This is a genomic window from Rhodanobacter fulvus Jip2 (assembly GCF_000264315.1).
Taxonomy (GTDB): domain Bacteria; phylum Pseudomonadota; class Gammaproteobacteria; order Xanthomonadales; family Rhodanobacteraceae; genus Rhodanobacter; species Rhodanobacter fulvus.
In genome coordinates this window covers 81,521-100,242 of the sequence record NZ_AJXU01000059.1, presented here as the reverse complement: position 1 = coordinate 100,242, position 18,722 = coordinate 81,521, and the positions used below count along the sequence as shown (strand labels likewise).

Sequence of the window (18,722 nt, the reverse complement as noted above, 5' to 3'; positions counted from 1 at the left end):
CCGCAGGCGGGGGAAGGAAGCAGCCCGCGCTTTCATTCTTGGTCTGGATGGTTCACAGGCACTGGCTTTCCGCACCCAGAGCACCCGAATGACCGGCCTTTTCCATTAAAATGACACCGGTTACCAAAATAGGCATAATGATGCCCAGCCGCCTCATGACGGAAGCCAAACCGTCGCGTGCGCACCCGGCCGCGTCAACCACGAATACGGCCGTCTTCCCAACCCACGTACACCGTTCGGAGAGAAGAACACCATGACGAATCCATTCAGTCTCGAAGGCAAGGTCGCCTTGGTAACCGGTGCCAATACCGGCCTGGGCCAGGGTATCGCGGTGGCGCTCGCTGCCGCTGGCGCCGATATTGCCGGCGCCGGCATCGTGCCGGCCGACGAGACCGCCGAGAAGGTGCGGGCGCTGGGCCGCCGCTTCGTCAACATCGACGCCAACCTGATCAGCGTGGAACCGGTGGCACGAGTGGTTGCCGAAGCCATCGAGGGCCTGGGCCGGCTGGACATTCTGGTCAACAACGCCGGCCTGATCCGCCGCGCCGACGCGGTGGACTTCAGCGAGAAGGACTGGGACGACGTGATGAACGTCAACATCAAGTCCGCCTTCTTCATGAGCCAGGCCGCGGGCAAGCACTTCATCGCCCAGGGCTACGGCAAGATCATCAACATCGCCTCGATGCTGTCGTTCCAGGGCGGCGTGCGGGTGCCGTCCTATACCGCCTCCAAGAGCGGCATCGCGGGCATCACCCGCCTGTTGGCCAATGAATGGGCCGACAAGGGCGTCAACATCAACGCCATCGCGCCGGGTTACATGGCCACCGACAACACCGCCCAGTTGCGCGCCGACGAGGACCGCAGCAAGGCCATCCTCGATCGCATCCCCGCCGCACGCTGGGGCAAGCCGGAGGATCTGGGCGGCACCGCCGTGTTCCTGGCCTCCCGCGCGGCCGACTACGTCAACGGCGCGGTGATCCCGGTCGATGGCGGCTGGCTCGCGCGCTGAGACAGCGCTGAAGGCTCGCTTTTGCCGTCGTTCCCGCGAGGCGCTTTTTAACGGCCGAAGGGCCGGTCAAGCGGGAACCCAGTGTCTTTTCGGCCCAACGGCACTGGATCCCCGCTTTCGCGGGGATGACGACATTTCAGCGCTAGTCCTGAACGTCATTTCCCGCGTCACCACACATCCCCTTTTCGAACCAAAGGAGTCACCCATGAAAATCGCCTTGATGATGGAGTTCAGCCAGGCTCCCAAGAACCCGATCGTGCTCGAGCAGTTGCAGGGTGTGGCTGCGGCCCAGGGCCATGAGGTGTTCAACGTGGGCATGGATGGCGAGAACGACCATCGCCTCACCTACATCCACCTGGGCATCTGCGGCGCGCTGATGCTGAACTCCGGCGCCGCCGATTTCGTGGTCAGCGGCTGCGGCACCGGCCAGGGCGCGATGATGTCGCTCAATGCCTGGCCGGGCGTGTACTGCGGCTACTGCATCGAGCCCACCGACGCGTTCCTTTTTGCCCAGGTCAACAACGGCAACGCGCTGGCCCTGCCCTACGCCAAGGGCTTTGGCTGGGGCGGCGAGATCAACGTGCGCTACATCTTCGAGAAGGCGTTCGACGGCGAGCGCGGCCAGGGCTATCCGGCCTCGGGACGCCAGTCGCAGCAGACCAATGCCGGCATCCTGGCGGCGGTGAAGCGCGGCGCGGCGAAGGATCTGGTCGAAGGACTGAAGTCGATCGATCCGGAGCTGGTGAAACACGCGGTCAGCGGCGAGCGTTTCCAGAAGGCGTTCTTCGACAACGCCAAGGACGAGAAGCTGCGCGCCTACGTCAGCAGCGTGCTGGGCAAGTAAACGCGAGCTTTCCGCCGCAGGGAGCACAGCGGCTCTCACGTCCGATCAGGCGTGGGGGCCGTTTTCTTTTCATCGGCGTCATCGGAGGTGGCTTGCATGAAACTGCTTTGTGTCTGGGTCGCGCTAGGTTTGGCGTTTGCCTCGCCCGCGATCGCCTTGCCGGCTGCCGAAACCCCAACCACGCCGCTGACCGCGTTCCACCTGCCCGATGACTACGCCAAGCTGACCGACGCCCCGTTGCAGGCAAGTCTCGATCCGGGAGTTCGGATGGCCGGCCTGAGCAGCGGCGAATTTCACGGCTTCCCCGCGTGGTTGGTGGAAACGCCCTACGCCACGGCGGCCATCAGCGTGTTCGGTGGCCAGTTGCTCTCGTTCGTGCCCAAAGGCGGTCAGGACGTGCTGTGGCTGTCGCCGCTGACCAAGCGGCAGCCGGAGCCGATCCGTGGCGGCACGCCGGTGTGCTGGCCGTATTTCGGCAAGATGGGCCAGGCCAAAGGCATGCCGTCACACGGCTTGGTGCGCACCCTGCCGTGGCATTTGCGCGAGGCACGCCGCGAGGCCGATGGCAGCGTGGTGCTGCAGCTGGCGCCGCCAACCCTTGCCGGGCTGCCCTTGCGCCTCGGCATGATGCTGCGCATTGGCCGCACCCTGACGCAGACGCTGGTGACCGAAAACACCGGCAGCCAGCCGGTGGTATTCACCGAGGCGCTGCACAACTATTTTCGCGTCGGCGACGTGCGCCAGGTCAGCGTGTCGGGGCTGGATGGCCTGACTTACCTGGACAAGAAGGACGAAGGTCGCGCCCATCGACAGCACGGCGACTGGCAGCTGCTGCCGGACGGCCACAGCGACCGCATCTACACCCACGCCACCGGACCCTACGTGCTGCACGACCCCGGCCTTGGCCGCCACATCCGCATCACCACCCGCGGCAGTCGCTCGGCCGTGGTGTGGAATGCCGGCGAAAAGGCGGCGCGCGGGATAGACGATATCGGCGCCGGCTGGAGCCATTACCTCGCCGTGGAAACCGCCAACGTGGCTCCCGATGCAATTGAGCTGCAACCGGGTGAGCGGCATGAGCTTCAGCAGTTGATCGAGGTTGGTGGCCTCAAGTAAGCCACGCGAACCACCCTGCAGCACCGTCATCCCAGCGAAAGCTGGGATCCAGCGCCTTTGGCGCCTCGGACAAATCGAGGCGCTGGATTCCAGCTTTCGCTGGAATGACGGGGTTGGGATCCGCGGCTGGTTGGCGCGAGGCGCGGCTACTGCTCGATCACCGCGCCCGGACAACTACTCCAGCGACAGGCGGTTGTTGAGCCGGGTGACTTCCGCCGCATCGCCTTGTTGCGACACCTGCACGCTGGCGCCGTCACGCTTGAAACCCTGCGGCAGATTCAATTCGAGTTGCACGGTCTTTGGCAGCAGATCCAGCGGCGGCGGCAGGGCCGGAATGGCCACGCGCGCGACCTCGCGCCCGCTGGCGTCCGTGACCACCGCCTGGCCCGGCAAGGTCGCGATGTGGCCCAGGCTGTGTACGGTCAGTTTCAGCGTTTGGCCGTCCATCCGCAGGTCACCGCGGCCAATACCCAGGTCGGCGCGCGTTTCCACGGGCGTACCAGCCTTGATCCGCTCGAACGCGAACACCTGCGTTTGCCGTGGCGGGAAGCGCAGCGTGGTGCTGGCGCTGGTTTCCAGTGGCACGTCGTGCTGCGCGGGTTTGCCGTCGATCTTGCCGTCGCCGTCGCGATCGATGCCGCTGCGGATGCGCCAGGTGCCCGGGTCGATGTTCCAGCCGGTCATTTGCGCATCCAGCGGCTGCTTGCCGAGGTTGTAGGCGGTCACCGTGAAACGGTCGCGCGACGGTGCGTTGACCAGCAGCGCCACCTGCTCGGCGGCGTGGGGCTGGTCGAAGCGCCAGCTCACCGTGTTGCCGGGGTAGCTCTGGTTGCGCTTCAGCGCGATGCCGCCCAGACGCACGCGCTGCAGCAATTCGCTGGGCGCCTCGACGCGGTCGCTCCACCAGTGGCCCTCGGTCATCATGTATTCGTGCTGGGCCTTGTCCTGGATACCCTGGCCAAACAGCTGCTCCAGGTAGCGCTTGTCGCCAGTGAGCTGCCACGCCACCACACTGGGGAAACCGATCTTGCCGGCCTGCGCCTCATCGACGAGACGCTTGCCCCAGTCGCCCTGGCGAGCCAGCACGTCGATGAAGTTTTCGCCCAGGTTGGCGATGGCGTCCGGGCCACCGCGCGCCACGCGATAGTCCAGTGCCTTGAGGTAGTTGGCGTCACCGCTCCAGCGCCACGCCGCCCAGAACAGATGCATGAGGTCGCCTGCGCCCGAGCCTTTGTTGAGCTCGCCACCACGGGTCTTGTCGGTGGACCACTGGATCTCGTTGGGTAGCGCCCAGCGGCCCTGGTCGTCGGTATAGGCGTGAGCCAGATAGCCGTCCGCCAGCCCGGTGACCAACCCGCGCCCGGTGGGATCGGCGTTGTACACGCCCAGCAGGAAGGCCGGGTGCAGGATCGGGAACGAGTACGGTTTCTGCCACTGCCAGTTCGGATCGCGGTAGATCTTGTTGCCGCCGAACCAGTCGCTGGAGAAATGCAGGTGACCTTGCGGATTGCGCAGAATGATGCGCTCGTTGAGCGCCTTCACCGTGGCCATCAGCCGTTCGACGGTCAGCGGATCGCCCCAGTTGAGGTAGAGCATTTCCGAGTCGGCGTTGATGCCTTCCTCGTAGGAGTGCAGCTCGTCGGTCTCGATGGTGCTGAGGCCGTTGGCGAACATGCCGTTCTTGTAGACCGCATCGGACAACGCGGTCAGCGAGGCGTTGAGGCGATCGGGTTGCACGCCCATCAGGGCGAGCCCGGGCCACTGCTGGGTGAGGTCAGTATCGTCGGAGATGCCGCCGCCGAAGTCGCCATAGGCGATCTGGCGGTGGTCAATCCACCAGTCGACGAAGCGGCGCACGTATTTCAGATCCTCCACCTGGCGGAACGCCCACAGCGGCACGCCGGCCGGCGCCTGCGGCTGCACGAACGGCGGCAGGCCCTGGCTGTTGTAGCTGATGTCGTTCCAGTACATGCGGCCCTGCTCATGCTCCGGGTCCACCCGCAGCAGGTCGCTGATGTCAGCGTACAAGCGGTCGTACAGGCGCTGGCGGCGCGAGGTGGTGTGCTCCTCGACCATGAAGCCCCAGTTGTCGCGCACCTGGTTGAAGCGGTCGGCAACGTGCTCCTTGATCGCTTGTTGGCGATCCTTGAACACCAGCCGGATCTCCGCGCCATCAAGCGACTTCGCGTTGAAGCCGGGCGCGGCCGAGGCAATGGAAATCCACAGGCTGTCGGCGGTGAGGATGCGGTCGCGCAGATCCAGCCACAGCGTGCGCTTCTGGCCCGGCTTCACCGACACCGATACATCGATCATGTCGCGGCCCGGCCAGATCGGGTCCTTGATGCGGATGTCGAGCGGGATCACCTTGCCGTCGGGGCCGGTGTGCGTGGCCGGCAGGTTCAGCGCGGGAATATCGATGGCGACGCCGTCGAGCCCGTCATGCATGTTTTCCCAGCTGTAGGCCCAACTGCGGATCAGCGGCTGCGCGGCCGGCGCGCTGCCGATGCCCGAGGGAATCAGCACCTGCACGATCGGCAGCGGATGCGCGGGCAAGCTGTCGGCGCCGCGCGGACGCGAGCCGGCACCCTTGGGCAGCGCCATCACCGTGCTGCGCTCGTCCGGCGCGAAACGGCCGTCGATGTAATGACGCAGGCGGTCGAGGTTGGTGTAATCCGGCAGCGCGTTGCTGTCGATGAGGTAGCGCTGCTTGACCGTACCCGCCGGCTCGGCCGCATTGCTGACGTCGTAGCCCCAGATCTCCTGGATCGGGGTTTCCTGGGCGACGTTGGTGAAGCGCAACTTGCCGCCGGTTTGCGCGGGGAAGGCATTGACGCTGCGTACCACGCCCTCGGGCCGGGTGAACAAGGTGCCGGCGTTGCCCGACAGCGTGCCGTAGGCGGCGCCGCGGATATCGATGCGGTTGATGGCTTCGCCGGCGGGCACGGTGAGGTCCAGCGTCTTGCCGCCGTCGACGTAGGTGTTCCAGTCCGGCAGGGTGAAGTAGTCGTGGCGACCGGCCAGGCGCGAGCGGTTGTACACGCCGGGCCAGGTGGTTTCGGCGATGCCGTCGGTGCCCTTCCACATCCACTGCTTGTGGTCGCGCACGTCGGCGAACTCGACTTTGCGGATGCTGGTTGTCGGCGCGGTCAACGCGGGTGGCGGCGTGCCCTCCCAGCCGTAGCGATGCCACCAGGCGTGTGGCGAGGTGGTGGCGTCAGCCGTGGTTTTCGGCTCGCCGTGATGGGCCAGCGCGGAAACATCGCGGGCGTCGAGCATGCGGTCATACACGCGGATGTCGTCGACATCGCTGCCGCGCAGGAAGTTGTAGCGGCTCTGCACCTGGTAGGGCGCCATCACCCGTCCGGCCAGGCCGAGCTGGTCCAGCGCCGCGTCGTAGTCGCCCGTGGTGTCGGCGCGCGCCACCTGCTTGCCGTCGACGAACAGGGTGACGCCCTTGTCCTCATCCCAGCCGAAGGCTAGGTGCATCCACTGTTTCGGGTCGGGGTTCTTGTCCAGCTTGAACGAGACGCGGGTGCGCGCCAGGTTGGCATCGGTAACGAAGGCGTCGAAGCCGTGGCCGTTCCAGTCGATGCGCAGCCAGACCATGTCCCAGCTGCTGTGGTCGGCATAGCCGACGCGGAAGATCACGAACGGCGCTTCGCCTACCGGATAGCGCGAGCGCCAGAAGAAGGAAAGTGTGCCGCGCTCGGCGCGGATGTTGCCCGGCGCATTCCATGCCAGCACGCCGTCGTCCTGCCACTGGATCGCCTTGCCCATGGCGCCATCGGCGACCAGGCTGACCTTGTCCTTGAAATTGGGGACGGCATCGCCTTCGGCATGATCGGCGGTGAAACCGTGGTCGGCCGAAACGTGGAACAGCAGTTGCGGCGAGGTGCCCTGCGCGGCGGCAGGGAGGGCGGCGGCGAAGGCGCCGGCCAGTGTGAGGAGGTAACGCGAACAGCGGTTGAAACGTGGTGACATCGTGCATCCCCCGGCAACATGCGCGGAATGCCGTCTCGCACACGGTGGAAAGTGAGCGACACCCGCGCGGTACGCGGGTGCCGCTCCTTGCGACAACGTCCCGGCCTTGCGACCGGGACGTCAGACGGCGTCAGAGCTTGTAACGGAAGCCCACAAGATACACGCGACCCGTTTCGCTGTAGTCCAGCGGCAGCTGCGAGCCGGCGCCGACCCAGGTCTGCGACGGTTCGTTGGTCAGGTTGGTGCCTTCCAGGCTCAACTCCATCTTGTCGTTGAGCTTGTAGCGCAGCGAGGCATCCACGAAGGTGTTGCCGCTCTGGCCATGGACATCGTCGGTGAAGCCCTGCTCGGTGCCCGGCACCTGGATCAGGTAATCGTCGCGGTTGGTGGCCGAGACGCGGCCGGAGAAGCGGTCGCCCTGGTAGAACAGGGTGGCGCTCCAGGAGTGCCGCGACAGGCCGGTCAGATCCGTTTTCAGCGAGTTGTCGCCCTTGCTGGTCATGTACTGGATCTTCGAATCGACGAAGGTGTAGTTCAGCTGCGCGCCGAAGTTGCTGAACTTGCCGGGCAGGAAGGTGAACGTCTGCACGTAGTTCGCTTCCGCGCCCTTGAGTGCGCCTCCGGGCGTGTTGATCGGCACCGAGAACGAGAAATCGTCATCGGGGCTGGCGCCCAGATCGATGGCCACACTGTCGGGCAGGCCGCTGGTGTTGAACGCGCGGCGCTCGTTGGTGTTCTGCGCGAAGCTGTCGATGTCCTTGTAGAACAGGCCGACGCTGAGCAGCGACGCTTCGTTGAAGTACCACTCGGCAGCGAAGTCGTAGGTCTTGGCGCGGATCGGGTCGAGGTTCGGGTTCCCGCCCTTGACCGTGCGCGCACCGCCGCTGACGCTGACCGTCACGCCCGGGGTGAGGCTGCCCAGGCCTGGACGCGCCATCACCTTGGCGGCGCCGAAGCGCAGCAGGAAGTCCGGCGTCAGCTCGGCCACGAGGTTCAACGACGGCAGCGTGTCGTTGTAGTCGCGCTTGGCTTCGACCGGGGTGTTTTCGCCATTGATGACGGCGACGCCGTGCGAGCTCTGGCTGGTCTTGACGTAACGCACGCCGAGGTTGCCCGACACGGGAATCGAGCCGACGTTGAAGCTGAATTCACCCATCAGCCAGCCGCCGCGGTCCTTCTCGGTAACGCTGCGCTCGCTGGCCGCGTACGGGCTCAGCGCGAAAGTGCCCTGGCCGTTGAAGATGTTGAACTGGTCGGCGATGCCGCCGAAGTCCGGCACCACCCAGGTGCCCGGCGAGCCGGACACGCCTTTCAGGCCGACCTGGTCGATCAGGTCGGTGGGAACCACCGTGGTGCCATCGGCAAAGTCGGGCACGATTGACTCGTTGGCGGTGCGGCGCGCTTCCGTCGATGCGAACTTGTAGTTCTTGGCCAGCACGCCACCACGCAAGGTGAAGCTGTTCGCCAGACGCCAGTTGAAGTTGAGCTCGCCGGTGTGGAAGTCGTTGTCCACGCTGGACTGGCGCATGCGGATGGTGGAGAGATTCCAGCCGGTCGGGTCGGTCGGGCTGATGCCGTAGTCGATCACCGGCGCCCACTTGTTGCCGCGGTAGTCGTAGCTGTAGTTGTCGACGTTGCGCTTGTCCATCATCACCGTGGTCTGCACCGGGTTGTCATGATTGGACGCGGAGGTGCCGACCTTGCCGTCGATCGAGAAGTCGTCGGAGAAGCTGTGCTTGCCGGTCAGGGAGAGCTGCTTGAACACCGTGGACCATTCGTCGTGGCGGTTTTCCGCGCGCACGTCCACGTTGTCGAAGCTGCCGTACAGCAGGCCGCCGGAGGCGGGATCGACGTAGCCGTCCTTGACGATGGTCTCGGGCTTGCCGGTGAAGGAGCTGCCATCGGGCAGCTTGGTCACGTTGCGGCTGAAGGAGATGGCTTCGATGTAGTGCTCGTCGCGCTGGGCGTCGATCTTGGAATACATCGCATCCAGGGTGAACAAGGTGTCGGCGCTGGGCTTCCACTGCAGCGAACCGGTGACGCCCAGGCGCTTCTGGTCATGCAGCATCTGCGTGTAGCGCGGGAAGCGCGGCGTGTAGACGTCCTCGCCCAGCGCCTCGGTGAACGGCGAACTCTCGTCGAACCCGCCATTGCTGGGGCCATTGGCCCAGCGACCGCTGCCGGTGCCTTCTTCCAGCGTGTGCTTCTCGGAATAAGCCACCGAGAGCAAGGCGCCAAAGGTGCCGTCGGCCCAGGTGTTGGCGATCAGGCCGGACACGCGGGGGTCGGTCTTGTTGGACATGCTGCCGTAGCTGGCCTCGGTGTTGGCCGCCAGGGTGAAGCCGTCATAGTCGAACGGGTGCGCGGTGTTCAGATCCACCGTGGCGCCCAGCGAGCCCTCTTCCACGTCGGCCGACGCGGTCTTGTGCACGATCATGCTGGAGAACAGGTCGGCGGCGAAAACGTTGAAGTCGAAACCGCGGCTGCGGTTGGTGCCGCCGCTCTGGTCGCTGCTGCCGACGGTGGTCAGCGCCTCCATGCCGTTGATGCGCACGCGGGTGAAGTCCGGACCCAGGCCGCGCACCGTGATGTTGCGGCCCTCGCCAGCGTCGCGGGTGATGACCACGCCGGGAATGCGCTGCAGCGATTCGGCCAGGTTCAAGTCCGGAAACTTGCCCACGTCCTCGGCCATGATCGCGTCGACCATGCCCAGCTCGCCGCGCTTCACGTCCAGCGCCTTGGCGACGCTGGCGCGATAGCCGGTCACGGTCACCGAGGTGAGCGAGGTCACGTCCTTGTCTGCGGCGGCGGCGCTCGGCGCCACGCTGCTGTCCTGGCTGGACGCGTTGGTGTTCTGCGCCATGACCGCGCCCGTTTGCAAGGCCAGACCGATCGCCAGCGCAAGCGCGGTAACCGGTGTCTTTTTCTGGCTGTTGAGTAGATGCATGTTGTTCCCCTCCCGAAGGTTTGCCCGTTATCTGGTCACGCGACCTGGCCACGCGACATGTGAACAGCAAATGACACCGCTAGTCATACGGAAACGTAACAGCTACCTCCGAGCATCGCATCTTGCACCGCAGCAGAGCGACGAAATCCATAATAAACCCATCAAAAATAGTGTGTTATGTGTCAAAGCAATGGTAGCGGTAACACCGCAATCCCATGCATGACACCGGTACCCATCCATCTGTGCCAACATTCTCCATCGTCGTTCGAACGGGAAACCTCCATGAGTTCAAGTGTGCTTTGTTTTGGCGAACTGTTGCTGCGCCTCGGCGCCCCCAGCCAGCAGTTGCTGCTGCAGACGCCCTCCCTCGACGTGCATGTCGGCGGCGCGGAGGCCAACGTGGGCGTGGCACTGGCGTGCCTCGGCCACGACGTGGCGATGGCCGGCGTGGTGGCCGACAACGCGCTGGGCAGCGCCGCGCTGGGCGAGTTGCGCCGGCACGGCGTGGACACCCGCCACGTACGACGCAGCGCCGGGCGCATGGGCCTCTACTTCATGACCGCCGGCGCCGGCCTGCGTCCGGGCGAAGTGGTGTATGACCGCGCCGAATCCGCTTTTGCCGCGGCGCCGGCCGACAGCTACGAGTGGCCGACGTTGCTGCGGGGTGCGCAGTGGCTGCACCTTTCCGGCATCAGCCCGGCGCTGGGCCCGCAGGCGGCGCAGGCGACTCTTGCCGCCGCGCGGGCCGCCTGCGACATGGGCATCAAGGTGTCGTTCGACGGCAATTTCCGCCCCCGCCTGTGGGAACGCTGGGGTGGCGATGCGCAGGCGATCCTGCGCGACTTGTTCGCCTGCGCGCACATCGTGTTTGCCGACCATCGCGACATCGGCGTGGTGCTGGGCGGCGAGTTCAGCCAGGGCGACGCGCAGGCTCGCGTGGACGCGGCCGCAGCCATGGCGTTCGCAGCCTTCCCGCAACTGCAGTACATGGCCTGCACCCAGCGCACGACACACAACGCCAGCCGCCATGCGCTGGGCGCGATGCTGCTTGGCCGTGACGGCACCCGCGCGCTGGCATCGGTGCGCGAACTGGACGGTATCGTCGACCGCATCGGCGGCGGCGACGCGTTCGCCGCCGGCGTGCTGCACGGCCTGATGGAAGGTTTCGACAGCGCCACCACCATCCGCTTCGGCTTGGCCGCCGGCTGCCTGAAACACTCCATCCCCGGCGATTTCTGCCCGGTCGGCGTGGCCGACGTCATGGCTCTGATGGACGAGGAAACGTTCGACGTCCGACGCTGACGCTGCGCCCTCCGTGGAAGCGACTTCAGTCGCGGCGCCCTGCTGTGGGGCTCCAAAGAAGGAGCATCGCGACTGAAGTCGCTCCCACCAAACCGGCTCAAGGACGCTTCTCCCGCTCCGCCCGGCTTACCAGCGGCCCCTCATAGCGCCAGCCATCGGCGCCATCGTCGTAGTAGGCCGCCAGCTGCCCGATGCGGTGGTAGCCGTGTCGCTCGTAAAGGCGGATGGCGGCGGGATTGTCGGCACGCACTTCCAGCCGCAAGAGGCGGCAACCCCGATCGCGGGCGGCTGCCTCGACCGCTTCCATCAACGCCGAAGCCACGCCTTTGCCGCGTGCCTCGGCGGCCGTGGCCAGCGAATACAGACGCGCCACCGCACTGCCCTTGCGGAAGAACACCACGGCGGCTCCGGCCAGGGATGGGCCGGCACCATCGACCACCAGCACCCGCGCCGAATCGCTGGCCAGATGCCGCCGGTATTGCGTGCGGCTGAGCTGGTCGCTGTCGAAGGTGTGTTGCTCCAATGCGACCAGGGCGTCGAGGTCGGCGAGGCTGGCATGGCGAACTTCGATGCGGGGAGAGGATGCGGGTTGCACGTTTGGGAGCAGTGGCGGGGAGAGTTGCAGTTTAGAGGGGAAAGCAAGAGCAGCCCCCTTCCGCCCTGTCGGGCACCTTCCCCCGCGAGCGGGGGAAGGAAGCGATGGGAATCCTCGAAACAGCCAGTTCCCTTCCCCCGTGCAACGGGGGAAGGTGCCCGACAGGGCGGAAGGGGGCGCTCTTAAAAACACCCCACCGCCCCATTTACCAGCCCTTCAGCGCCCGCCCTTGTACCCCATCACCGCTGTGCCAAACTGCGCGCTTTGTGCCAGCCGGCCGCCTTCCACCAGGCGCGCCGCCGAAAGTCGAATATCGCCCGAGTGGTGTCATGGCCCGTTTGGTCATCGTTGTGGAAAAGGCCTCCGACTGGGGCTCGTACTACCCGTCCGTCGATGTCATGAGTGCGATGGATTACCTGCGCCAGCCGGTAGCCGCCGACGACGAGCGTACCCATGTGATCAACCTCTGCCGCAGCTACAAATACCTGGGCACGGGTTATTACGTGTCGCTGCTGGCCGAGGCACGCGGGCACAAGGTAATGCCCTCGGTGCGCACGGTGAACGACCTTCGCCGGCGCTCGCTGTACGGCCTGGACATCGTCGACCTCAACCACAAGCTCACCCACTTCCTGCCCGCCGGCGGGCGCGACACCACCGACTTCGGCATCCTGGTGTACTTCGGCGAGACCGCGTATCCGGCGCTGCAGGATCTGGCGCGGCAGCTGTTCGAGATGTTTCCCTGCCCGCTGCTGCGGATCGAGTTCGAGCGCGATCGCGTGTGGCAGGTCAGTTCGATCAAGCCGGTGGGTTTGCACACGCTGGATGACGCGCAGGAGGATGCCTTCGCGCAGGAGCTGGACCGCTTCTCCAGGAAGCTGTGGCGCAAGCCGCGGGCGCGCAAGCTGTATCGCTACGACATCGCGATGCTGGTGGACCCGAACGAGGCGATGCCGCCGTCGAACAAGCGCGCGCTGAAATCGTTCATCGCCGCCGGCCGCGAGCTGGGCATCGAGGTCGACCCGATCGACAAGAACGACTACCAGCGCCTGGCCGAATACGACGGCCTGTTCATCCGCGAAACCACCGCCTCGGACAACCACACCTACCGCTTCGCCCACCGCGCGGAGAAGGAAGGCATGGTGGTGATCGACGATCCCACCTCGATCCTCCGCTGCACCAACAAGATCTTCCTCAACGACCTGATGGTGTCGCGCAAACTTGCCGTCCCTCGCACGGAAATTCTCTACCGCGACGACGCCAAGGGCACGCATGAAGTGGTGGAGCGGCTGGGTTTTCCGCTGGTGCTGAAAATCCCCGACGGCTCGTTTTCGCGCGGCGTGGTGAAGGTGGAAAACGAACAGGCGCTGGCCGAGGCGGCGGGCCGGCTGTTCCAGCACAGCGCGCTGGTGCTGGCGCAGGAATATGTCTACACCGAGTTCGACTGGCGCATCGGCGTGCTCAATCGCGAGCCGCTGTACGCCTGCAAATACTTCATGTCGCGCGGCCACTGGCAGATCTACAACCACGGCGCCAAGGGCACGGCCAAGAGCGGCGGCTTCGAGACGATTGCGGTGGCCGATGCGCCGCCCGAGGTGGTGAAGCTGGCCCTGAAGGCCACCCATCCGATCGGCAACGGCCTTTACGGCGTCGACCTGAAACAGGTCGGCAGCAAGCCGGTGGTGATCGAGGTGAACGACAATCCGTCGATCGACGCCGGGGTGGAAGATGCCCACCTGGGCGACGAACTCTACCTGCGGATCATGCGCGAATTCCTGCGCCGGATGGAGCACAAGCGCCAGGGTGGCAGCCACTGACCGGCACCTGGCTCAACCCCGCTTTCAATGCCACACGGCACCGTGGCCGACCCGTCGGCGCCGGCGCGCCAGCGACGGCAGCAGCGCCGGTTCCAGCCCCAGCAACGCAATGACCGGTGCGCCGACCAGCCAGAACAACGGCGTCCAGCCCAGCAACTCGGTATGCGCCGGCACCAGCGTGGTCAGCAGCATCGCGGCACCGGCCACCAGCCACAGCAGGGCAACGGCGACCAGGCGCGGGTGGTGCGGTGAGGGCGGCGGGATACGCATGGCAATCTCCGTTCGATGAGGGGAACCGCAGCTTGCGACCCGCCCATCTCAAGGATTGCGACCCCGCCACCACGCGCGCGGCCTTTACTCGTCGTGCAGGCTCTCCCTGGGCTCTTGCGATTCCCGATTCCCGATTCCCGATTCCCGATTCCCGCGCCAGTAGAATGGCGCCAGTCACCTTCAGGGAATCCGCATGCCAACCGCCCAGTTCGCCGTGTTCGGCCACCCCATCAGCCACAGCCTGTCGCCGCAGATCCACCATGCCTTCGGGCAACAGTTCGGCATCGAGCTGGAGTACCGCGCCATCGACGCTGCGCCCGAGGCATTTGCCGAAGCCGTGCGGCGCTTTTTCCTCGATGGCGGCCACGGCGCGAACGTTACCTTGCCGCACAAGGCCGCCGCGTTTGCGCTGGCGAACCAGCGCAGCGAATCGGCCATCCGCGTGGGCAGCGCCAATGTGTTGACCCTGCAGGGCGACGGCACGCTGGCCGCGCACAACACCGATGGCGACGGCATGGTGCGCGACATCACCGAGCGCCACAGCACCGACTTGCGCGGTCACACCGCCCTGCTGCTGGGCGCCGGCGGCGCGGCGCGCGGCGTGGCGTGGCATCTGCTGGACGCGGGCGTGGCCACGCTGACCATCGTCAACCGCTCGCCCGAGCCAGCCGACGCGCTGGCCGACGCCATCGGCGATCCCGCGCGGGCGCATACCCGCTACTGGCACGACCTGGCCGACATCGGCAGCTTCGACCTGATCATCAACGCCACCTCCGCCGGCGTGCTCGGCACCGCGCTGCAACTGCCGTTTTCGCTCGTCGGCGCGCGGGCGCTGTGCTACGACCTGTCCTACGGTGCGGCGGCCGGCAGCTTCCTGGCCTGGGCAAAAACCGCCGGTGCCCGTTACGCGTTCGACGGCCTGGGCATGCTGGTGGAAACTGCCGCCGACGCGTTCGAACTGTGGCATGGCAAGCGGCCGGACACCGACCCGGTCTACCACGCGTTGCGCCAACAGTTCGGCTGATGGAGGCACTGGCCTGCCGCAGCGGTTGCGGCGCCTGCTGCATCGCCCCTTCGATCAGCTCGCCGATCCCCGGCATGCCGCACGGCAAACCCGCCGGCGTGCGCTGCGTGCAACTGACCGCCGACAACCGCTGCGCGATTTTCGGCCGCGCCGACCGCCCCGCCGTATGCGCCAGCCTGCGCGCGGAGCCGGCGATGTGCGGCAGCGACCGCCGTCATGCGCTGGCCTGGCTGGCGCAACTGGAAGCGGCAACCGCCGGCGGCTGAGACCAATTCCATCCCCACTGCAAGGCAGCTCTTGATCCGATCTCCCAGGATCAAAAACGCCCCTCCCGCATGGCCGGGGAGGACCGTAGCTGCAACGCACCGCCACAGGACTGAAACACATCGCGGCTACCGTGGCGCCCACCGCCGGGGTGCGCCGCAGGCGCCGGCCCCGCGAGCGGTCGTCCATGCAGCAGGTGCCATGTTCCGTTCCCTTCTGGCCACGTCGCGTCGCCACGCCCTCGTACTCATTCCGCTGGCGCTTCTGCTGGTGTCGGCCTGCGGCATCGTCTGGTACAGCCGCGTCGGCGTCGCGGCATCGATAGCCCATATCGGCACGCCCACGGCCACCGTGGCGGATGCCACCGACGATGCCGACAGCGGGATCACCATCCTGCTGGACCTTGCCCGCGATGCGATGCGCGACGGGCGCCTGGTGGCGCCGCAAGGCAGCAATGCGTTCGAGTTCTATCTCAGCGTGCTGCAACTCGACCCGTCGAACCTCACCGCGCAGGAGGCGTTGCGCGAAACCTTTCCGCGCGCTGCGGTGGAGATCGAAGGCACCATCAACGGCGGTGAACTGGAAGAAGCCCGACGCGAGATCGACCTGTTGCGCGAATTCGACCGCGACAACTTCACGCTCGCCCTGCTCGGCGGCAAGCTTTCCGCCGCGCGCAACATCCTGACCCGGCAGCACGAGATGGAGGCCGCGCGTATCCAGGCAACCGTTGGACGCGCCATGTAGCGCGGGGCGGTAGACAACCTGTGGGAGCGGCTTCAGCCGCGATGCTCTTTGCTTCAGCTTTCAAAACAGGAGCATCGCGGCTGAAGCCGCTCCCACAGACAGCATCAACCGGCGGACAGATAGTCGTCTTTCAGCCGCACGTAATGGTCGGCCGAATAGTGCAGCTGCTCGACCTGCGCATCGCTCAGCAGGCGCACGAATTTCGCCGGGTTGCCCAGCCACAGCTCGCGCTCGCCCACCACCTTGCCGGGCGGCACCAGCGCGCCGGCGCCCACGAAACCGTACTTCTTCACCACGGCGCCATCCATCACGCTGGCGTGCATGCCGATCAGGCAGTAGTCGCCGATGGTGCAGGCGTGCACCACGGCCGCATGACCGATGGTGACGCCTTCGCCGATCAGGCACGGAAAGCCGGGGCCGTACGGGCCGGCGTGGGCGACGTGCACGATGCTGCCGTCCTGGATGCTGGTGCGCGCGCCCACGCGGATGTGGTTGACGTCACCGCGCAGCACCGCGCCGGGCCAGATCGACACGTCATCGCCCAGCACCACGTCGCCGATCACGCTGGCGGCGGGGTCGACGTACACGCGATCACCGAGGACGGGCGCGATGCCCTTGAAGCTGCGCAGGGAATTCATCGGCCCATTCTAGCGGTGTCCGCCGATGCGGCCTTCGTCACGTCGCCACGCTTGATTTCACTCCGCGCGGTCGCCACGCTGGGTGCCTGAAAAGGAGCGTTCATGAGCCACGACAACCCCCTGCTTGCCGACGACACCCTGCCGGCGTTCTCGCAGATTCGTCCCGAACACGTGGAGCCGGCGATCGACGCGATCCTGGCCGATTACCGCGCCGGCATCGACGCCCTCGTCGCCCCCGACGCGCCGCGCGATTTCGCCACCGTGATGCTGACCCAGGAGCGGCTGGAACAGCGCCTGGCGCGCGCCTGGGCGCCGGTTTCCCACCTGCATTCGGTGGCCGACAGCGAGGCCTTGCGCGAGGTGTACGGACCGGCCGAGGAGAAGCTCACCGACTACGCGATGGAGCTGGGCCAGAACCGCCCGTTGTTCACCGCGGTGCAGGCGCTGGCCGACGCGCCGGATTTCGCCACGCTGCCGCGCCCGCAGCGCGCCCTGGTGGAACACGCGCTGCGCGACTTCAAGCTTTGCGGCATCGCGCTGGAAGAGCCGGCGCGTTCGCGCTTTCGCGAGATCGGGGTGGAGTTGAGCAAGCTGTCCACCGAATTCTCCAATGCGGTGCTGGACGCCAGCGAGGCTTGGCACGAACAGATCACCGACGAGCGCGACCTGGCCGGCGTCCCCGAGTCCGGCCGCGCGGTGTTGCGCCAGTACGCGCAGGATCGGGATCTGGACGGCTATCTGGTAACGCTGAAACAGCCCAGCGTGCAGGCCGTCCTGAGCTACGCCGACAACCGCGCGCTGCGCGAAAAGGTGTACTGGGCCTATCAGACCCGCGCCTCCGACCAGGGCCCGAACGCGGGCAAGTTCGACAACAGCGCACGCATCGAGAAGATCATGGCGCTGCGCCACGAAGCGGCGCAATTGTTGGGTTTTGCCAATGCGGCGGAAGAATCGCTGGCGACCAAGATGGCCGATTCGCCCACCGAGGTGATGGAATTCCTGCACGACCTGGCCACCCGCGCCAAGCCCGTGGCCCAGCAGGAACTGGCCACGCTGCGCGCGTTCGCCCATGACGAGTTGGAGTTGGACAACCTCGAACCGTGGGACGTGGGCTACGCCTCCGAGAAGCTGCGTCAGCAGCAATACGCGCTGGACGAGGAGCAACTGAAGCCCTACTTCCCGCTGCCGGCCGTCATCGACGGCCTGTTCGCGCTCACCGGCAAGCTCTACGGCATCACGCTGGCACCGCGCGACGACGTCGATGTGTGGCATCCCGAGGTGCGCTATTACGACGTGCGCGACGCGGCCGGCCGCATTTTCGCCGGCGCCTACGTCGACCTGTACGCGCGCAACGGCAAGCGCGGCGGCGCCTGGATGGACGTGTGCCGCGCCCGCTTCGACGATGGCGAACACAACCAGTTGCCGGTGGCTTTCCTCACCTGCAACTTCGCCCCGCCCACCGGCGACAAACCGGCGCTGCTCACCCATGACGACGTGCTCACGCTGTTCCACGAATTCGGCCACGGCTTGCACCATCTGCTGACCGAGATCACGCTGCCGTCGATCGGCGGCATCGATGGCGTGGAGTGGGACGCGGTCGAACTGCCCAGCCAGTTCATGGAGAACTTCGGCTGGAACCGGCAGGCGCTGGACCTGTTCGCGAAGCACTACCAGACCGGCGAAAAGTTGCCGCACGAATTGTTCGAACGCATGTTGGCCGCCCGCCATTTCCACGCCGGCCTGTTCCTGGTGCGGCAGCTGGAATTCGCGCTGTTCGACTTCCTGCTGCACTTGGAATACGACCCCGGCGCGGGCGCCCGGCCGCTGGCCGTGCTGGAGCAGGTGCGCAAGGAAGTGGCCGTGCTGCATCCACCGGCGTGGCAGCGCTTCCCGCACGGCTTCAGCCACATCTTCGCCGGCGGCTACGCGGCCGGTTACTACAGCTACCTGTGGGCCGAACTGTTGAGCGCCGATGCGTTTGGCGAGTTCGAGGAACGCGCAGGCGAGAGTGGCGAGGTGATCGACCGCGCCACCGGCGAACGTTTCCGCAAGGAGTTCCTGGCGGTCGGCGCCAGCCGCCCGGCGCTGGAAAGCTTCATCGCGTTCCGCGGCCGCAAGCCCGAACCCGAGGCCTTGCTACGCAGTCACGGGCTGGCCTGATCCTGCTTTCTGCC

General features: G+C 66.3%; 14 protein-coding genes. 9 read left to right on the top strand and 5 right to left on the bottom strand.

The features are described from left to right. Positions 1 to 253 precede the first annotated feature (253 nt). The 3 genes from kduD to UU9_RS13860 all read left to right on the top strand — a co-directional run bounded on the left by kduD (position 254) and on the right by UU9_RS13860 (position 2,969). Complete coding sequence (gene kduD / locus UU9_RS13870) at positions 254 to 1,009, top strand: 2-dehydro-3-deoxy-D-gluconate 5-dehydrogenase KduD (protein WP_007082392.1); 756 nt, start codon at positions 254 to 256, stop codon at positions 1,007 to 1,009. 205 nt (positions 1,010 to 1,214) lie between these two features. Further along, complete coding sequence (locus UU9_RS13865; protein WP_007082391.1) at positions 1,215 to 1,853, top strand: RpiB/LacA/LacB family sugar-phosphate isomerase; 639 nt, start codon at positions 1,215 to 1,217, stop codon at positions 1,851 to 1,853. A gap of 96 nt (positions 1,854 to 1,949) precedes the next feature. After that, positions 1,950 to 2,969, top strand: a complete 1,020-nt coding sequence (locus UU9_RS13860) for a D-hexose-6-phosphate mutarotase (protein WP_007082390.1) — start codon at positions 1,950 to 1,952, stop codon at positions 2,967 to 2,969. Positions 2,970 to 3,143: 174 nt separating this feature from the next. On the opposite strand, the gene UU9_RS13855 is transcribed toward UU9_RS13860, so the two are convergent. Next, positions 3,144 to 6,950: a LamG-like jellyroll fold domain-containing protein gene (locus UU9_RS13855; protein ID WP_007082389.1), complete on the bottom strand. Its 3,807-nt coding sequence runs from the start codon at positions 6,948 to 6,950 to the stop codon at positions 3,144 to 3,146. Positions 6,951 to 7,080: 130 nt separating this feature from the next. Then, positions 7,081 to 9,897: a TonB-dependent receptor gene (locus tag UU9_RS13850; RefSeq protein WP_007082388.1), complete on the bottom strand. Its 2,817-nt coding sequence runs from the start codon at positions 9,895 to 9,897 to the stop codon at positions 7,081 to 7,083. A gap of 282 nt (positions 9,898 to 10,179) precedes the next feature. Here UU9_RS13850 and UU9_RS13845 point away from each other — a divergent pair, with 282 nt between their 5' ends. Continuing rightward, positions 10,180 to 11,199: a sugar kinase gene (locus UU9_RS13845; RefSeq protein WP_007082387.1), complete on the top strand. Its 1,020-nt coding sequence runs from the start codon at positions 10,180 to 10,182 to the stop codon at positions 11,197 to 11,199. 97 nt (positions 11,200 to 11,296) lie between these two features. Here UU9_RS13845 and UU9_RS13840 read toward each other — a convergent pair whose 3' ends face one another. After that, positions 11,297 to 11,794 carry a GNAT family N-acetyltransferase gene (locus tag UU9_RS13840; RefSeq protein WP_007082386.1) on the bottom strand — a complete coding sequence of 166 codons (498 nt, stop codon included), beginning with the start codon at positions 11,792 to 11,794 and terminating at the stop codon, positions 11,297 to 11,299. Between the two features lie 329 nt (positions 11,795 to 12,123). On the opposite strand from UU9_RS13840, the gene UU9_RS13835 reads away from it, so the two are divergent. Next, positions 12,124 to 13,608 carry a RimK family alpha-L-glutamate ligase gene (locus UU9_RS13835; protein WP_007082385.1) on the top strand — a complete coding sequence of 495 codons (1,485 nt, stop codon included), beginning with the start codon at positions 12,124 to 12,126 and terminating at the stop codon, positions 13,606 to 13,608. Between the two features lie 24 nt (positions 13,609 to 13,632). Here UU9_RS13835 and UU9_RS13830 read toward each other — a convergent pair whose 3' ends face one another. After that, on the bottom strand, positions 13,633 to 13,878 hold the full coding sequence (locus UU9_RS13830) for a hypothetical protein (RefSeq protein WP_007082384.1): 246 nt from the start codon (positions 13,876 to 13,878) through the stop codon (positions 13,633 to 13,635). A gap of 193 nt (positions 13,879 to 14,071) precedes the next feature. Here UU9_RS13830 and aroE point away from each other — a divergent pair, with 193 nt between their 5' ends. The 3 genes from aroE to UU9_RS13815 all read left to right on the top strand — a co-directional run bounded on the left by aroE (position 14,072) and on the right by UU9_RS13815 (position 15,910). Beyond that, a complete protein-coding gene (gene aroE, locus UU9_RS13825; protein WP_007082383.1) occupies positions 14,072 to 14,902 on the top strand; it encodes a shikimate dehydrogenase in 831 nt (276 codons plus the stop codon). Further along, entirely contained in the window at positions 14,902 to 15,168 is a 267-nt protein-coding gene (locus UU9_RS13820) for a YkgJ family cysteine cluster protein (RefSeq protein ID WP_007082382.1), read from the top strand. The genes aroE and UU9_RS13820 overlap by 1 nt, the downstream gene beginning before the upstream one ends. Before the next feature lie 199 nt (positions 15,169 to 15,367). Next, positions 15,368 to 15,910, top strand: coding sequence for a hypothetical protein (locus UU9_RS13815; protein ID WP_007082381.1), 543 nt, complete (start codon positions 15,368 to 15,370; stop codon positions 15,908 to 15,910). Between the two features lie 104 nt (positions 15,911 to 16,014). Here UU9_RS13815 and UU9_RS13810 read toward each other — a convergent pair whose 3' ends face one another. After that, positions 16,015 to 16,548, bottom strand: a complete 534-nt coding sequence (locus tag UU9_RS13810) for a gamma carbonic anhydrase family protein (RefSeq protein WP_007082380.1) — start codon at positions 16,546 to 16,548, stop codon at positions 16,015 to 16,017. A 102-nt stretch (positions 16,549 to 16,650) separates the two neighbouring features. On the opposite strand from UU9_RS13810, the gene UU9_RS13805 reads away from it, so the two are divergent. Further along, positions 16,651 to 18,708 carry a M3 family metallopeptidase gene (locus UU9_RS13805; RefSeq protein WP_007082379.1) on the top strand — a complete coding sequence of 686 codons (2,058 nt, stop codon included), beginning with the start codon at positions 16,651 to 16,653 and terminating at the stop codon, positions 18,706 to 18,708. Positions 18,709 to 18,722 lie beyond the last annotated feature (14 nt).

Excerpts from the sequence above, each read along its gene's own strand:
- kduD (WP_007082392.1), top strand. The coding sequence starts at position 254 with ATGACGAATCCATTCAGTCTCGAAGGCAAGGTCGCCTTGGTAACCGGT.
- UU9_RS13865 (WP_007082391.1), top strand. The coding sequence starts at position 1,215 with ATGAAAATCGCCTTGATGATGGAGTTCAGCCAGGCTCCCAAGAACCCG.
- UU9_RS13860 (WP_007082390.1), top strand. The coding sequence starts at position 1,950 with ATGAAACTGCTTTGTGTCTGGGTCGCGCTAGGTTTGGCGTTTGCCTCG.
- UU9_RS13855 (WP_007082389.1), bottom strand. The coding sequence starts at position 6,950 with ATGTCACCACGTTTCAACCGCTGTTCGCGTTACCTCCTCACACTGGCC.
- UU9_RS13850 (WP_007082388.1), bottom strand. The coding sequence starts at position 9,897 with ATGCATCTACTCAACAGCCAGAAAAAGACACCGGTTACCGCGCTTGCG.
- UU9_RS13845 (WP_007082387.1), top strand. The coding sequence starts at position 10,180 with ATGAGTTCAAGTGTGCTTTGTTTTGGCGAACTGTTGCTGCGCCTCGGC.
- UU9_RS13835 (WP_007082385.1), top strand. The coding sequence starts at position 12,124 with ATGGCCCGTTTGGTCATCGTTGTGGAAAAGGCCTCCGACTGGGGCTCG.
- UU9_RS13830 (WP_007082384.1), bottom strand. The coding sequence starts at position 13,878 with ATGCGTATCCCGCCGCCCTCACCGCACCACCCGCGCCTGGTCGCCGTT.
- aroE (WP_007082383.1), top strand. The coding sequence starts at position 14,072 with ATGCCAACCGCCCAGTTCGCCGTGTTCGGCCACCCCATCAGCCACAGC.
- UU9_RS13820 (WP_007082382.1), top strand. The coding sequence starts at position 14,902 with ATGGAGGCACTGGCCTGCCGCAGCGGTTGCGGCGCCTGCTGCATCGCC.
- UU9_RS13815 (WP_007082381.1), top strand. The coding sequence starts at position 15,368 with ATGTTCCGTTCCCTTCTGGCCACGTCGCGTCGCCACGCCCTCGTACTC.
- UU9_RS13810 (WP_007082380.1), bottom strand. The coding sequence starts at position 16,548 with ATGAATTCCCTGCGCAGCTTCAAGGGCATCGCGCCCGTCCTCGGTGAT.
- UU9_RS13805 (WP_007082379.1), top strand. The coding sequence starts at position 16,651 with ATGAGCCACGACAACCCCCTGCTTGCCGACGACACCCTGCCGGCGTTC.